Below are 15,919 nucleotides of genomic sequence, written 5' to 3'. Positions count from 1 at the left end.
CGCTTAAATTGACTCAACTGGACTATTCAATGTGAGCACCCTAATCAAGTATGCTTATTTTACGCAGACTTGGTTACCAACAGTGCACGATGTTTTGCACGCCGATTGGCAAGAGGTTTGACACTCTCCACAACCACCTGTTTTAACGGTCTCACTTAAGTTCGCTTTAACAACGGTTTGAATGTGTTTTGCCATTCAAAAAACCTCCTCTCAAACACTTCAGAATCCATCCCTAATTATATCATGTGGTCAAGTTAGAACGCAAAGCTAAGTTTGTAACAAAAGCTACCTTAACGTACTCCTTGTTTGGGTTGGCTAAATATATAAAGTTGATCACCACTACTAGAATATCCCACAATATCTGCATCAACAGAAGGAACTTGAGGATTACTGACAAAAGCATACCATAAGCGGTAATCGCCGGACTCCGTTATTTTCGCTTCAGCTATTTCTCCCCAAGTTGTTTTGACTTCAATCCTGGATATACTGGGATTTTGAACCAAACCATAATACACATAAGATTTCGTCGTCTTACTACCTAAATCAGAATATCTCCAAGATAGCCCGTCTGGATAATTAACTAAAGGTCCTAGCTCGCTTCCGAGCCAGTTCCAACCGAACGTCTCCTTCTGAAACAAACCCGCCCCAAGTTCATCATTATTGATATAAAAAACTAAGCTAGCTTGATTCTGAACCTGTTGGGTATGGAGGACTTGCCAATCACCCGGTACCACCTTCCTAGCCTGTTGTACAGCCTCCTCAAGTGAGCCGCAGCCCGTAAGCGATAGCATCATTAGAAGCGCGACAAGTGCTAGTATTCTTTTAAAGTTCACAAAGTTTCCTCCGTAAAAATAGAATAAACCTCGGTTCATATCAACTCGATCTTAGATGTAGTGTAACTTATTTTTAAAAATATGACAATACTTCCCTAAAAAACAAGACCTCTGCTTGGAGCAAAGGCCTAGCTGTCATCATAAAATTGAAATGGTGCCTTAGGACGGAATCGAACCGCCGACACGAGGATTTTCAGTCCTCTGCTCTACCGACTGAGCTACCAAGGCACGGTAGAAAAAGTAATAATAATTTTGGTGACCCGTACGGGATTCGAACCCGTGTAGCCGCCGTGAAAGGGCGGTGTCTTAGGCCGCTTGACCAACGGGCCACAATGGTGAGCCATCCGCGACTCGAACGCGGGACACCCTGATTAAAAGTCAGGTGCTCTACCGACTGAGCTAATGGCTCAAAACTCACTCACGAATACGAATTCTACACGAATCTCTGCAACTTGTCAACATCTTTCGATGAAAACGACCAAAATCTAAAAATCTAAAAAAGTTCACCGCGAACAATGGTTTGCTCACGACCTGGTCCTACTGCAACAATCGTTACCTTAGTCTCCGTCAAACCTTCAATTCGTTGGATATACTCCTGCGCAGCCTTCGGCAAGTCTTCAAATCGTGTAACTCCCGTAATATCCTCTTGCCAGCCTTGCAGCTCTTCATATACAGGTTCACACGCATTAAATATCTTCTGACTTTGTGGAAATTCATAAATAACTTCACCGTTCACACGATAACCGACGCATACCTTAATCTTATCAAGACCCGATAGAACATCAAGTTTCATTAGAGCGAAGTCAGAAATACCGCTGACACGGACAGCATAGCGAGCAATAACAGCATCGAACCAACCGCAACGGCGGGCACGTCCTGTCGTTGTTCCAAATTCATGTCCTAGTTCGCGAATACGCTCGCCCATTTCATCGTGTAACTCTGTCGGGAACGGTCCTTCTCCTACTCTCGTCGTATAGGCTTTGACAACTCCTACGACGCGGTCGATTCGAGTTGGTCCCACACCTGCTCCAATGCAGGCTCCACCAGCAATCGGATGTGAGGAGGTAACATAGGGATAGGTTCCATGATCTAGATCAAGGAGCGTCCCTTGAGCGCCTTCAAATAAGACTTTTTCTCCAGCTTTAATTGCTCCATCAATAACAAGAGAACTATCGGCTACGAAGGCACGGATTCTATCGGCATACGCGCAATATTCCGCATAAATACTCTCGAAAGCCAAAGGCTCTGCACCATAGACTTTTGTTAAAAGATTATTTTTTTCTTTAAGATTCCGTTGAAGCTTTGCCGCAAATTCTTCAGAATCCAAAAGATCGATAATCCGTATGCCAATCCGTGAGGATTTGTCCATATAAGCAGGACCAATTCCACGCTTTGTCGTCCCAATCTTAAATTCTCCACGAGACTCTTCCTCTAAAGCATCCAGTAGACGGTGGTAGGGCATAATGACATGAGCATTCGAGCTGATTAGAAGTTTTCCTGTCTTTACCTTACGTTCTGCAAGGTAATCTAATTCTTCAAGTAAAACCTTCGGATCAACAACGACACCATTCCCAATGATACAGGTCTTATCCTGATAAAGAATACCAGAGGGAATAAGATGAAGCTTAAACTCCTCACCCTTCGCTACTACCGTATGTCCGGCATTATTTCCACCTTGATATCGGACAACCAAATCTGCCTTTTCAGCAAGAAAGTCTGTTACTTTTCCTTTACCTTCGTCTCCCCATTGAGATCCAATTAACACAACAGCTGCCATTCTTTATTCCCCCAATTTAATATTTCTATTCGAGCAAACCTAGTCTTCGGAAAACATCATCAATATGTTTGAGATGATAGCTCCAGTCAAACAAGACGCTGATTTCCTCTTGCTTAAGATAATTCATCACACTTTGATTCTCTTGAATGACTTCACGGAAATCTCGGCCCTCTTCCCAAGCTTTGAAAGCAGCTTGCTGAACCCATCTATAGGCCTCTTCGCGCATACATCCTTTTTCAACAAGTGCCAAGAGTACTCTTTGAGAGGAGGTTAGTCCATACGTTTTAAGCAAGTTTTTCTGCATTTGTTCAGAACGAATGGATAAACCCTTGATCACTCGAGTCATTTGTCTCAGCATATGATCTAATAAGATATTGCTATCCGGAAGAATCACTCTTTCTACGGAGGAGTGAGTCATATCGCGCTCATGCCATAAGGCCACATTCTCCATCGCCGCCAGCGCATTTCCTCGAAGCAAGCGTGACATTCCTGCCACCTGTTCGCTTGAAATTGGATTCCGCTTATGCGGCATAGCGGAAGACCCCTTCTGCCCCTCAGCAAAGGGTTCCTCAACCTCTCTGATATCAGTTCTCTGGAGGTTGCGAATTTCGGTCGCCATTTTCTCTAAAGTGCTTCCAATAAGGGCAAGAGTCGTTACATAATGGGCATGACGATCCCTCTGAAGGATCTGGTTACTGACTAAAGCCGCCTTTAGGCCGAGCTTTGCGCAGACGGCTTCTTCCACTTCAGGAGCAACATTGGCAAAGGTCCCGACCGCTCCGGATATTTTCCCCACCCGGATAGACTCAATTCCTTCTTTCAACCGCTCTATTTGGCGGTCAACTTCTGCCAACCACAGAGCAAGCTTTAAGCCAAACGTTATAGGTTCTGCATGAATCCCATGTGTTCGGCCAACCATAATGACATCTTTACTCTCAACCGCACGAAGGGCAAGTACTTCACGAAGTTCTAACAAGTCCTTTAGGAGGAGTTCGCCCGAATCTCTAAGAACTAAACTTAAGGCTGTATCCTTGACATCAGAGGAAGTTAGGCCTAGATGAAGATATTTACCAGCTTCTCCGATTTCCTCAACAACACCCTGCAAGAAAGCGATAAGATCATGACGAACTATGTTTTCGATCTCGGCGATTCGTTCTGGATTCACTTTAGCCCGCGTCTTAATTACCGTAAAAGCGTCTGCCGGAATCTCGCCCCGCTCAGCCATCACCTCGGCTACGGCCAATTCAACTTCCAACCAACGGTCATATTCATATCCCTCACGCCAATATTGGCCCATTTCGGGATGCGTGTATCGACTAATCAAAAATGTGCCCCCCTAATTCCTGATTATGGGTGGTATTCTTCCGAATGCTTATTCTTTCCTAGAACGTGAATATTCATTCTCAGACCAAATTTATCTTAGCAGTTATGCCCTTTCCTTGTCAACGAAAATTCGAACATTCATATTGTATACATTAACTAATATTCGACCTATCACCACTATATTCGTCCCGTCACTGCCGAAAAAAATGAGAAACAGATAAGAATAGATAGGATATAAAAGAAGCCTAAAGACATAGTAAAGAAAAATGTCTCTAGGCTTCTCATAATCCTTTGGATACTGCTTTAAGCAGAAAGATGCTGACGATCTAAATTTACGAACTTCGTGAACTCCTTCAGATATCCTAATTCAACCGCACCGACTGGACCGTTTCTGTGCTTGGCAATAATGATTTCTGCGATACCCTTTTTATCAGATTCTGGATTATAGTATTCATCACGATAAATAAAGGAGATGACATCGGCGTCGGCTTCAATCGCCCCAGATTCTAGCAAATCAGACATGATGGGACGCTTATCTTGACGTTGTTCCACACCCCGATTAAGCTGGGATAGGGCTATAACAGGGACACTAAGCTCCCGGGCAATTCCTTTTAATCCACGAGAAATTTGGGCGACCTCTTGCTGACGACTCTCCGAACGTCTTCCCAAGGACATCAACTGAAGATAATCGATAACAATGAGCCCTAAACCATGTTCCATTTTCAAGCGTCTTGCTTTAGAACGTAACTCGGCAAGAGAGATTGCTACTGTATCATCAATGAAAATCGATGCCTCTGAGAGGGGGCCTACGGCTCGGGTAAGTTTTGGCCAATCCGTATCCAACAAATCTCCTGTTCGAACGCGTTGTTGGTCGACCATCGCCTCCGAACAAAGCATCCGTTGGACAAGCTGCTCCTTCGACATTTCTAAACTAAACACTGCAACAGGCACATTAGCACGCACCGCAGCATTTTGCGCCATATTCAACACAAGAGCTGTTTTACCCATTGAAGGGCGGGCTGCAATAATGATGAGGTCCGAAGGTTGCCACCCTGAAGTCATCCGATCTAATTCTGCAAAATAGGTTGGAACTCCCGTCAAGCTCCCTTTATTGGCGTATAACAGTTCAATCTTCTCGAAGGTATTAAGCAAGATATTTCGAATTGGTTCAAAGCCCTCTTTGATTTGCCGTTGTGAGAGATCCATGATCATCTTTTCTGCTTCTTCAAGCAGAGATGTCGCTTCTTCTCCTGGCTCGTAACCTTTATCTGCAATCTTCCCAGCGGTTCGGATAAGCTGCCTTAAAAGAGACTTTTCCGAAACAACCCGCGCGTAATAATCGACATTCACTGCCGAAGGGACTGAGCGGGCCATCTGAGAGATCGTGGCGATTCCGCCGACTTGCTCCAGTCGCCCACTTTGTCGCAGGGTTTCTGCGACACTCACTAAATCGACCGGGTCACCCCGCTCAAAAAGATCGCGAATCGCTACGAAGATCAAGCGATGGTTGTCTCGATAGAAATCATCAGGTTGTAAAATTTCAAAAACGGAACTCCCCGCTTCTGGCTCAAGCATCAAGGCGCCTAAGACCGATTGTTCCGCCTCTAGACTCTGGGGAGGAACTTTGGACAGTTCCATTCTTTCTCCTCCTAAGTGTGTGGACTTTGGATATATCTCGTATCTAGATTAAAGTCTGGGTCGTGTAGCTTCTCGCACATCCGTTCACTTAGCACTCCAGGGCTGGCTCTCTCGCTCCCGTAGCAGCTTCGCCAAACCTCAGGGTAATACCTGAAGTGAACCAGGTGGCTACGCTACGCTACGGAAACCTCGTTCGCTTTATCGCCCCTCCGCCGCAAATCGTTCTCTCCTGTGCGAGAAGCTACTCTCACGGGTCTTAGATTAACGCAAAAAATTTCTCTAGGAATCTTTTACTTGTAAACCGCGTACTCGAGGGCTTCCTGGATGGTCTCAACAGGGATAACGGAGATTCCTTGGAGGCCGGAGGGTACATCAGCGAGGTTCTCTTTGGGAATGAGAACGGTTTTTACGCCTGCTTGTTTGGCGCCGAAGATTTTCTCGGCGATTCCTCCGACTGGGCGAACTTTTCCTTGAATTGAGATTTCTCCAGTCACGGCAATATTTTGGCGTAAGGGAATCTTCTTTAGTGCACTATAGATAGCTAAGGTCGTGGCACATCCAGCAGAAGGGCCATCGATATTTCCACCACCCACTACGTTGACATGGACATCGTAATTCCTCATATCCTCACCTGTTAAGGTACGGATGACCGCAGTCGCATTAAATACTGCGTCTCGGGCCATGCTTCCAGCGGTTTCATTAAAACGAATGGCTCCTTTACCCTCCTTATCGGGAAAGACAATCGTCTCAATTTCTAAGACAGAGCCGACAAAGCCAAGTACACCGAGTCCAAGAATTCGCCCCACTTCACCTGTTTCTTCTGCTTTACGAGATACATACGGCGTAAGACGACCAGAACGGAGTACTTCATATACTTCCTCACTTGTGACTATGATATCTTCCTTTTCAGGTTGACGAAAGCGAGCCAGACCATAGGCATCGGTTAAAATAGTATTGGCCTTTCGTCCTTCAATCACATAATTACTGATAATTTCAGGGACAGCTTCCTCCAGCCGTGTGTCCAACTTACTTGCTGCTTGTCGAACGATGTGTTGTATATCCATGGGCTCCAAAGGATTAAAGTAAACCTCAGCACTTCGTGATCGTAAAGCCGGGTTAATTTCCCTTGGATCCCGGGTCGTTGCCCCAATAAGCACAAAGTCGGCAGGAGCTCCTTCCTCGAAGAGCTTCTTTATATACTGAGGAATCTGTGGATCAGAGGAATCATAGTAAGAGGATTCAAAAAATACGCGTTTATCTTCCAAAACCTTAAGGAGCTTATTTAAGAGGAGAGAATCCAACTCCCCGATTTCGTCAATGAACAAAATTCCACCATGTGCATCGCTCACTAGGCCCAACTTAGGCTCTGGGATTCCTGTTTCAGCTAAATCCCGCTTTGCACCCTGATAAATCGGATCATGGACGGATCCTAACAAGGGATTCGTAACATCCCTCGGATCCCATCGTAAGGTGGTCCCATCCACTTCCACAAAGGGAGCCCCCTCCGCGAAGGGAGAATTCGGGTTTTGCTTTACGGCTTCCAGAGCGACACGAGCCGCAGAAGTCTTCCCAACTCCCGGTGGTCCATAGATTAAGAGATGTTGGGGATAAGGGGTTGCTAGCTTAGCCAGAAGGGATCTCATCGGCATCTGTTGGCCAATAACTTCCTCAACGGCCTGTGGGCGCAAGACCTCTGCTACAGAGTTTGCCAGCTTCACCTGATTCATTTTCTCGATATGTGCTAACTTCTTAAGCGTCTGAGCATTATCCGGGCTAGACGTCTCCTTAAGAACCTGCGTCTTAATCTCTTTTACATAATCTTCATGGCGTTCCTGCATTTTATCCGCTACAGCTTTGTCTAAGCGATCTTCGACTGAGCGGCGTGCAATAAGCTCTGCGATGTGATCTTCGATATCCATGAGAAGCTTTGGAATTTCTTCTAACGTAGGAAGTGGACTTTCCGTGGGATCATCTAAGACAATTTTTAGTAGGCCAGCCGTTCGTTCCTGTATATTGTCAGAACGTATAAGGCTTAAGGCCTCGAGGCGAGTTGCTTTCAAGACGAGCTTATCGCTTCCATAAAAATTGGCAAGCAAGCTATAGAGGGCATCTACTTCGTGATGCCATTTATTATTAAGCTTCCTATTATCATTTTCAATACCGTTATTTTGTGGCGTATCCTGATTTAACCACTTAGCTAAAAGCCCTTTCATAGGGGTCCCCTTTCACGAATGCCTGATCATGATGCTTTAACTTGAACTTGAAGTTGAGCTGTTACCTCTGGATGAAGCTTGACTTGAACTGAAAAGGTTCCTAGGGCCTTAATCGGGTCTTTTATCTCCAACTTGCGCTTATCAAGTTCAATTCCATGTTTCATTTTTAGTGCTTCCGCTATTTCTTTATTCGTTACAGATCCAAATAAACGTCCACCTTCTCCTGTCTTCGTGGAAACTTCGACGGTGATGGAACTTAGTTTTGCTGCAAGTGCTTGTGCCTCTTGCTTTTCCTTTTCCTTTTTGCGTTCTTCATTCGCTTTCTTCGAAGCTAAGTCATTTAGATTTCCTGAAGTTGCTTCTAGCGCTAACCCCTTTGGGAATAAGAAATTACGTGCATACCCATCAGAGACCTCAAAGATTTGCCCCTTTTTTCCAAGAGCCTTTACATCTGCTTTAAGAATAACTTTCATGTAAAAACCTCCATTCGCTCTGTTCTTTATGTTTTCAATCGTCCTTTTTAGCGATGTGTAAACGCCGAAAATCCAAAACTAGATCGAGTAAACCTAGTAACGTTAAACCAATGACTGTTACCTGAATATAGATTAAACTTGAAATGAGTAAGATGGCTTTCAGCAATCTCGATAACCCTGGTAATTTCAAGAAAAAAGCAAATATCGTACTGCCCATAACAAGAGCAACGACTCCATAGACGAGCATCAGATTGATTCCGAAACTTCTTAGGAAAAGCCACTGAAATTGATCCCCGATGAGATAACTCGCTACCGCTAGATTCATTCCCCACACAGCATACCAAGGCAACTTCCACTGCGTAAACGGACGGTATTCCCGACCTCGTCTCGGGAACCATCGTGCAAAGAAATAGTATACTGCCCCCCATTCAACTAACCCTGAAATCGCAGCTAGTCCTGGTGTAAGCAGAACAATATAACTAACTACCTGCTCCAGTAACGACCGAATCTCAGCTTCCGACAATCCCTGCTGCTGAAAGGTTTCGATCATGCCTGTTTGACGATATTGATCCACTACCGTCTGAATTAGACTCTGAATACTTTCTTGTGGAATTCCCTGGTGTAAAAAGGACAAGGCTGGAATTATACCCGCTAACCCTGCAGCAATCAAGCTCCAAAAAGCTGTCGCCCTTTGAGGAAAATTCGACTTCATAGCCCATAGCGTGACTAAGCCCGCCCAAGGCACGAAGCCAAAGCGATCAATCGATGGGAACCCATTAAGTATGAGAGCGATTCCATAACCGAGTACCAGTAGTAGGGCTGCAAACCGAAAGCCTTTTTCCTGTCCATTACGTCCATTATATCCAATCCAGAAAACAGAAAGCAGAAGAAGAACATCTAACATCCATCCCCAAGCTTCTTTCGATACTCCAACCCAAGGGCCAACCACTAAGGCAAGAATAGCTAAGAAATTCGAAGTTCTTTGGTCACTCACGTACATTCTAATGCTCCAATCTATTCTTCAGGGGCTAAATAGCTTAACAATAAGCTAATATCACCCCACTGAGTTTCTAACCTAAATTTATCATTCGTTTTCCAATCCTCTAACCGCTGTATAAGCGTACGATCTAACTTTGAAAAATCAAAGCCCATACGACGGGTCAATAAATAGCTCAATGCTACAGCATCCGCCAAGCCTTGGAGCATTTCTGTTTCCGATCCATTCACTGTCCCTTGTTGAAACGTCCACTGAGCTTTCAGCAACTCCACCTTGAGTTCTTCGATGGCTTTTAAACCTTTTACGACATCTACTTCAACCACGGGTGCCCCTCCCGTCTCAAATTTATCTCATCCGTTCAAAACAACCCTATCTAGAAATTGTTCGCTAACACTCTTCTTTTTTCCTGCAATTCTTTTTAAACAAAACTTGACTTTCGCCTGAAGACACTGTCTTCGCACGTGTTAGTCTTCCTTGCGAAAGACTTTGTTGCGTTATGCACCCTGAAAGATATCCTTACTGATGTGCTAAAGTAAAAAAAGGGAGCAGCTTGCTCCCTTTTCCTCTTAATCTACGATATAAGGCAACAACGCAATTGATCTAGCTCTTTTAATAGCTATTGTAACTTGACGTTGGTGCTTCGCACAGTTTCCGGAAATACGACGAGGCAAGATTTTGCCGCGCTCCGTGATATACTTGCGAACTTTGTGAGTCTCTTTATAATCGATAGACTCAACTTTATCGACACAGAAGCTGCATACCCGTTTTCTTGGGCGGCGTCCGCGTTCGCGCTTCATACAATTCACTCCCCTTCACATTCTAGAATGGGATATCGTCATCTAAGCTTACTTCATGACCATAAGTCCCCACTTCACTGGCGCCCGAGGATGTCCCATGACCAGAATTCCCGCCCTCTTTTGGGCTAAGAAAACGGACATTTTCAGCAATGACCTCGGTTACCCAACGCCGTTGCCCATCCTGAGCATCGTAGGTACGGATTTGAATCCGTCCATCGACAGCTGCCAATCTACCTTTTGCAAGGTAGTTTGCACATAACTCTGCCAGTTGCCTATAAACCACACATGGGATAAAATCCGCTTCCCGTTCACCGTTCGCACTCTTAAAGTTACGATCGACGGCTAGAGTAAAGCTTGCCACAGCAACTCCACTCGGGGTATAACGCAACTCGGGGTCTTTCGTTAAACGGCCAATCAAAACGACACGATTCAACATTGGAGCCCCTCCCTACTAATCTTCTTTCTTCGTGGTAAGAAAACGCACAACGGTATCGGAGATCTTCATGACCCTCTCTACCTCTTGTGCCGTACGGGCTTCACCATTAAAGTTCATCAGGACATAAAAACCTTCCCGATAATCATTAATCTCGTAAGCCAAGCGGCGTTTGCCCCATTTGTCAACAGTAACATCCGCTCCACCATTGTTATTCACAACTTCGGAGAACTTGTCCACTGTCGTGGCAATAGCCTCATCATCCAAATCAGGACGGATGATATAAAGTAATTCGTACGCTTTCATTATTGCACCTCCCCTCGGACTTGCGGCCCCCATGACAGGGGCAGGGATACGTAGTCACTTAAGACCACAAGATAGTCTATAAAGACTACCAATAAAAGATTATAGCACCTTAGTAAAAACTTTGCAAATGGAATGATTAAACATTAAACCGAAAATGAACGATATCTCCATCATTCATGATATATTCTTTTCCCTCTAATCGGACCAAGCCCTTTTCCTTTGCTCCATTCAAGCCACCATATTCTACAAAATCTTTGTACGCTACTACTTCTGCACGGATAAACCCGCGCTCGAAATCGGTATGAATCGTTCCAGCTGCTTGAGGTGCTTTAGTCCCTTGATGGATCTCCCAAGCTCTGACTTCAATCTGGCCAGCCGTGAAAAAGGTCATCAGACCTAACAAATGAAACGCTGCTCGGATAAGGCGGTCTAGCCCAGATTCCTGAAGTCCTAAGTCCTCAAGGAAGACCTTTTTCTCCTCTTCATCAAGTTCTGCAATCTCAGATTCTATCTTCGCACAGACAACGACAACCTCAGAGTTCTCAGCGGCAGCAATTTCCCGAACCTTTTGCACATAGGGATTCTGATCTGGATGGGCGATCTCCTCTTCGCTTACATTCGCTGCATAGAGGACCGGCTTCATACTTAAGAGGGGAAAGGCCTTCAGGATCTCCCGCTCTTCATCTGTAAAGTCCAAACTCCGAGCAGCAAGACCAGCATCTAAGGTCTCTTTTAGGCGATGAAGAAGCGCGACCTCAGTCTGAGCCTTCTTATCTCCAGATTTTAAAAGCTTTGCAGAGCGATCCAAACGTCTCTCGACACTTTCCATGTCTGCAAGGATCAATTCTAATTGGATGATATCAATGTCTCGTTTGGGATCCACGCTTCCTTCGACATGAATAACATTACTATCATCAAAACAACGAACAACATGTACGACGGCATCGACTTCACGGATATGGGATAAGAACTTATTTCCAAGTCCTTCACCCTTGCTCGCGCCCTTAACAAGCCCGGCGATATCCACGAACTCTACGGTTGCAGGAACAATCTTATCCGGATGGACCATATCTGAAAGGACTTGAAGACGATAATCAGGAACCTGAACCATCCCGATGTTAGGGTCAATGGTACAAAAAGGATAGTTCGCAGCTTCTGCTCCAGCTTGAGTTATCGCATTAAATAAGGTTGATTTTCCTACATTCGGTAAACCAACAATTCCAGCGTGTAATGTCATAAAAAAACCTCCAGATTAGCTTGTTCGATGGCTAGAGTGAAAACTCCACCCAAAGCAAGTTTCGTTTATCTCTACGATTATATTGGAATATACTACAAACCGCAAGCATCATTACAGCTTGATATGTACTCCTCACTTCGCAACTTTAAAAATAAAGGAAGCTCCAGCTTCTAATCCGGCACTTCCCTTACCCCTTAGACTCTTCTGTCGTATCAATCTTTTGTAAAATTTCCTTCAGTTGCCTTTCAAGCTTAACTCGAGGGATCCACGCCTGGTGTTGGCAGCCAAGACATTGAATTCTAAAATCCATTCCAGTACGCATAACCTTCCAGTCTGCACTTCCACAGGGATGGGGTTTTCGCAAGCGAATGATATCTCCTACTTGTAAAGGAATCATTTGAATCAACCTCCCTCTTCCTGTTCCGTCTTTTTCTCGGAGAGGACTAAATTAGACTGGGGGATTTGGATTCCGGCTTGTAAAAATGCCTTATGAATTCTTCTTCTAAGCTCCCTCTCAAGCCCCCATTGCTCATTGGGCACAGTGTAGCCGATAACGCGAAGGATGGCATTTCTCTCCCCGAATTGGGTAATCCCCTGCACAGTCGGCGGCTCCACTATTTTCTCGCCAAACTCTATAGCGACCTCTTCACAGACCGAACGCATTACTTCAATGGCTCGATCCAAATCTTCGTCATAGGGGATATGGACATCGACAAGAGCCCTCATCTTTCCCCGGCTATAATTCGTAACTGCTGAGATATTTCCATTGGGTATGATATGAAGTTCACCACCCCAATCCCTTAGACGAGTGGCGCGTAATCCAATTTCTTCAACCGTACCTGAAAATTCTCCAGCCTTAATATATTCTCCAACTGCAAATTGGTTCTCGAATAAAATAAAAAATCCACCAATGACATCTTTCACTAAACTTTGAGAACCAAAACCTAAGGCGACTCCTAAAACGCTCGCAGAGGCAAGCAAGGTTCCTGTATCAAAGTTAAATACTTTCTTCAATAGATGAACGATAACTGTAAAGGTAATGACATAGAAGGCAACGCTCCTTAACAAAGGAAAGAGAGTATTCGCTTTTTGTTCATTCAGAAGGAGCTTTCCTTTCTTCTGTATGAGCAATCGATGGAGAAAATAAATAATAGCTGAGTAACTTAATCGAGCAATTACCAGAACTTCCACGATGTAAATTGAAGTTTGAAGAAAAGAAACCCCTATGTCATGCCAATTCATTGTGCTCCACTGAATCGATGGATTCATATGCTCTACCCCATTTTATCTTGTCTTATAAACTTATAAAAGTATCCGATGCTGAAACCCTCAGCCACAAGTAACTAACAAGTCCCATAAAATTTTAGTGAACTTTTCTTAGTTCAGTTAGATTTGAAGCTCTGCCTGAAGAATATCTCCCTTTAGAGGCAATTAGAAAAAACTGCCTCTAAAGAGCTTTGGTTTAAGGATACCTCTTTGAAAGAGCCTTTATACTTTGTTTCTATAACTTGCCCTTAGTATAACTTTAAGTCCGGCAGTGTCATCCTCGTAAAATCTACTGGAAGGGTGATACCCTGATCCAGATTAAGACGCAAGACTTCCCCAAGATAGGAAAAAGTCTGAACTAAATAAGGATAAGATTCTGATCTCTGCAGCAACCCCCAAAGCGTATCCGCCCCTGCTAACGTGATGAATGGGGAAAGCAAGCCAACTAAAACTGCAAGGCCAACAAACGAACTTAGCCCTCCTAAGAAGAAGCCCCCTCCACGATTGATTGTCCCAGAAAAAAGTCCAAAGGGGCTTAAGATAAGAGAAGTAAGAATCCCGATAATAAGGATTATGAACGTATAGGTAAGCGCAAACGCGATCACTTTCAAAAGGTTATCTGTAACAATACCCGAAAGATTCTTGGCAATGGCTTGGATTGCAGTCTGGGTATACGCTTGGAAATCGGGTACAGTGCCGTTTCCGATTAAATCCCTTAATTCCTTCGGAAACATGGATAGAATCCTCTCCAAAGTCTGTTGTCCAGCCAATTGTGCTTTAGATTCAACAGAAGGCAGAATTAGCTTATAGACCACTGGCTCGAGCCAGTTTCTGATAGGGGTATTTTGATCGATCCAAGCAAGTACTTTAAGATATTCTTTGGCAGCAAGGATGAGGCCCAACAGGCTCCCTACTAAGCTTACAAGTCCAGAAATGAGTCCTTTTCGATATCCTTGTAGTGCCCCTAATAGAACAATACCTAGGATGAGAATATCGAAAATATTCATAAATTCCCCTCCATTTTTTGGCATCTACTTAAATGGTGATCATACATATATTCGGTTATTCGGTTCCTTCGAGAAAAATCCTGCAATCGAGGGCACTTCATGAAAAAGGGCAGCTTTGCTGCCCTGCTTTCCTCATTTGGCGGGAATGTGTGCGAATCGAACACACCTCGGAACGTTCTGCGTCCCGACACGCGGATTTGAAGTCCGGGGGCAGCACCAGCCACCATTCATCCCCATATCTTGCTACTTATTATACCAGACTCTTTCTGTGTTTAATAGCCTCAACGAGCGACCTGGTTCTTATCCTGTTTTTCCCGTCTATGAAAATGGTGGCAGGTCCCTTCCATAGCATCATACAGACGAGGATGCACCTCATCCTTAGACAGACTTAGCTTCATTAGACGAATGTTGGCTTGCTTCACTCCTTTAACGCATTCGAGAGCCAATTCCTCAAAATGAACACACCCTTTTTCTCCACCTACTGCTGAAATCACCTGTCTTCGAACATTACGACCCAAATCGATCCCCACTAAGTTTCCGGTATGATTTACCGTGCACAGGCAATCTTCATGAGGCGCACGGTGAAATTCTCCGTGAGAAGCTGTTACGATAGACTTTTCCATATCCACTGTCATGCTAAGTATGAGCTCATGATTGCTATCGATAAATACTCCGTCAACAATGACGTGTTGATCATCTATCTTCTTTACACTTACGGAAATTGTCCTGTTAAACAAATTCAAGGTGTACACCTCCTTACGAATCTTAACATTTGCATTCCTTATTATATTCTCGATTGACATTGATTTGAAAGACCAAAATAAGTAAAAAAAAGAAAATGCGCCCTGCTGGGCGCTGATAAAGGCTATCCTGGATATTTGTTTAAGGAGTCGAAACTTGGTCAATGGCTCAAATCATATCCTTTTTTAATCAAACTATCCTTCACTTCTTTAACCCGATCACCATTCAGACGTGCTAATATTTGTACTTTATTATTTCTCAAATGATACACCGCTAGACTCGCAATATTAACATCGTGCTCTTTCATAATTGATGCGAAATCGACCATGACTCCCACTTCGTCTTTTGTTTCAATCACAAAACGCTGACCTGGGCTTCTAAAACCCATGACATCTAAAAAGGCATCGAAAATATCTGTACCCGTGATAATTCCGACTAATTTACCTTGGTCCAGGACAGGCAGTGCTCCAATTCCATGCTCCCGCATCAATAATGCGGCATCTTCAATTTTCGTATCAGGAGTACAGGTAATTACTTTTTTAACTGCGACATCCCGAATTGGAGTTTTTGCTACTAAATAATTCAGTTCAAAAATACTGAGTGTTGTCGCTGGTGAAGGAGATACCTCTCTAAGATCCCCGTCAGTGACAATTCCGACGAGCTTGCCTTTTTCAACTACAGGTAAACGGTTGATCTTTTTCTCACGCATGAGAGCCATCGTATCCGCAATATTATCCTCTGGGCTCACAGTAAAAACCTGAGAAGTCATAAATTGGCTGACATACATACAATCACCCTTTCCTTTGAACACTCACAAAATTTCCTTATAGGGTATTCGACAGCATATATATTCTACAGTGGGATGAAAACTTCCTTTT

Annotated in this window: 18 protein-coding genes and 4 tRNA genes; all 22 read right to left on the bottom strand. The window is 44.2% G+C overall.

The features are described 5' to 3' along the window. Positions 1–54: 54 nt before the first annotated feature. Complete coding sequence (gene scfA / locus ACZ42W_RS00235) at positions 55–195, bottom strand: six-cysteine ranthipeptide SCIFF (RefSeq protein WP_464167524.1); 141 nt, start codon at positions 193–195, stop codon at positions 55–57. 95 nt (positions 196–290) lie between these two features. Continuing rightward, a complete protein-coding gene (locus ACZ42W_RS00230) occupies positions 291–833 on the bottom strand; it encodes a hypothetical protein (RefSeq protein ID WP_464167522.1) in 543 nt (180 codons plus the stop codon). Positions 834–985: 152 nt separating this feature from the next. Then, positions 986–1,061: transfer RNA gene (locus tag ACZ42W_RS00225), tRNA-Phe, on the bottom strand. A gap of 25 nt (positions 1,062–1,086) precedes the next feature. Continuing rightward, positions 1,087–1,162, bottom strand: a tRNA-Glu gene (locus ACZ42W_RS00220). Positions 1,163–1,166: 4 nt separating this feature from the next. Continuing rightward, positions 1,167–1,242: transfer RNA gene (locus tag ACZ42W_RS00215), tRNA-Lys, on the bottom strand. Between the two features lie 84 nt (positions 1,243–1,326). Next, positions 1,327–2,610 (bottom strand): adenylosuccinate synthase, encoded by a 1,284-nt coding sequence (locus ACZ42W_RS00210; protein ID WP_464167521.1) that lies wholly within the window; start codon positions 2,608–2,610, stop codon positions 1,327–1,329. 25 nt (positions 2,611–2,635) lie between these two features. Further along, a complete protein-coding gene (gene purB / locus ACZ42W_RS00205) occupies positions 2,636–3,934 on the bottom strand; it encodes an adenylosuccinate lyase (RefSeq protein ID WP_464167519.1) in 1,299 nt (432 codons plus the stop codon). A gap of 302 nt (positions 3,935–4,236) precedes the next feature. Continuing rightward, complete coding sequence (gene dnaB, locus ACZ42W_RS00200; protein WP_464167517.1) at positions 4,237–5,571, bottom strand: replicative DNA helicase; 1,335 nt, start codon at positions 5,569–5,571, stop codon at positions 4,237–4,239. A 290-nt stretch (positions 5,572–5,861) separates the two neighbouring features. Then, the gene (gene lonC, locus ACZ42W_RS00195; RefSeq protein WP_464167515.1) at positions 5,862–7,784 is read right to left on the bottom strand and encodes a Lon family ATP-dependent protease; all 1,923 of its coding nucleotides are present in this window, start codon (positions 7,782–7,784) and stop codon (positions 5,862–5,864) included. A 26-nt stretch (positions 7,785–7,810) separates the two neighbouring features. Further along, the gene (rplI, locus tag ACZ42W_RS00190; RefSeq protein WP_464167514.1) at positions 7,811–8,257 is read right to left on the bottom strand and encodes a 50S ribosomal protein L9; all 447 of its coding nucleotides are present in this window, start codon (positions 8,255–8,257) and stop codon (positions 7,811–7,813) included. Positions 8,258–8,291: 34 nt separating this feature from the next. Beyond that, complete coding sequence (locus tag ACZ42W_RS00185; protein ID WP_464167513.1) at positions 8,292–9,257, bottom strand: DUF2232 domain-containing protein; 966 nt, start codon at positions 9,255–9,257, stop codon at positions 8,292–8,294. A 14-nt stretch (positions 9,258–9,271) separates the two neighbouring features. Continuing rightward, the gene (locus ACZ42W_RS00180) at positions 9,272–9,577 is read right to left on the bottom strand and encodes a MazG-like family protein (RefSeq protein WP_464167512.1); all 306 of its coding nucleotides are present in this window, start codon (positions 9,575–9,577) and stop codon (positions 9,272–9,274) included. Positions 9,578–9,820: 243 nt separating this feature from the next. After that, positions 9,821–10,051 carry a 30S ribosomal protein S18 gene (gene rpsR, locus ACZ42W_RS00175; RefSeq protein ID WP_464167511.1) on the bottom strand — a complete coding sequence of 77 codons (231 nt, stop codon included), beginning with the start codon at positions 10,049–10,051 and terminating at the stop codon, positions 9,821–9,823. Between the two features lie 22 nt (positions 10,052–10,073). After that, positions 10,074–10,487: a single-stranded DNA-binding protein gene (gene ssb / locus ACZ42W_RS00170; protein ID WP_464167510.1), complete on the bottom strand. Its 414-nt coding sequence runs from the start codon at positions 10,485–10,487 to the stop codon at positions 10,074–10,076. Between the two features lie 15 nt (positions 10,488–10,502). Continuing rightward, the gene (gene rpsF / locus ACZ42W_RS00165) at positions 10,503–10,790 is read right to left on the bottom strand and encodes a 30S ribosomal protein S6 (protein WP_464167509.1); all 288 of its coding nucleotides are present in this window, start codon (positions 10,788–10,790) and stop codon (positions 10,503–10,505) included. 136 nt (positions 10,791–10,926) lie between these two features. Further along, positions 10,927–12,027 (bottom strand): redox-regulated ATPase YchF, encoded by a 1,101-nt coding sequence (gene ychF / locus ACZ42W_RS00160; protein WP_464167508.1) that lies wholly within the window; start codon positions 12,025–12,027, stop codon positions 10,927–10,929. Positions 12,028–12,214: 187 nt separating this feature from the next. Further along, the gene (locus tag ACZ42W_RS00155) at positions 12,215–12,424 is read right to left on the bottom strand and encodes a DUF951 domain-containing protein (protein ID WP_464167507.1); all 210 of its coding nucleotides are present in this window, start codon (positions 12,422–12,424) and stop codon (positions 12,215–12,217) included. Between the two features lie 5 nt (positions 12,425–12,429). Beyond that, positions 12,430–13,296: a mechanosensitive ion channel family protein gene (locus ACZ42W_RS00150; RefSeq protein WP_464167506.1), complete on the bottom strand. Its 867-nt coding sequence runs from the start codon at positions 13,294–13,296 to the stop codon at positions 12,430–12,432. 245 nt (positions 13,297–13,541) lie between these two features. Beyond that, on the bottom strand, positions 13,542–14,300 hold the full coding sequence (locus ACZ42W_RS00145) for a CvpA family protein (protein ID WP_464167505.1): 759 nt from the start codon (positions 14,298–14,300) through the stop codon (positions 13,542–13,544). 137 nt (positions 14,301–14,437) lie between these two features. After that, positions 14,438–14,535, bottom strand: a tRNA-Sec gene (locus tag ACZ42W_RS00140). A gap of 46 nt (positions 14,536–14,581) precedes the next feature. Then, positions 14,582–15,043 carry a DUF2889 domain-containing protein gene (locus tag ACZ42W_RS00135; protein ID WP_464167504.1) on the bottom strand — a complete coding sequence of 154 codons (462 nt, stop codon included), beginning with the start codon at positions 15,041–15,043 and terminating at the stop codon, positions 14,582–14,584. 158 nt (positions 15,044–15,201) lie between these two features. Then, entirely contained in the window at positions 15,202–15,828 is a 627-nt protein-coding gene (locus tag ACZ42W_RS00130; RefSeq protein ID WP_464171153.1) for a CBS and ACT domain-containing protein, read from the bottom strand. Between the last annotated feature and the right edge of the window lie 91 nt (positions 15,829–15,919).

The sequence above is a fragment of the Desulfitobacterium elongatum genome (assembly GCF_055378975.1).
The sequence above is the reverse complement of the archived record's forward strand: the minus strand, read 5'-3'. Positions and strand labels throughout refer to the sequence as shown.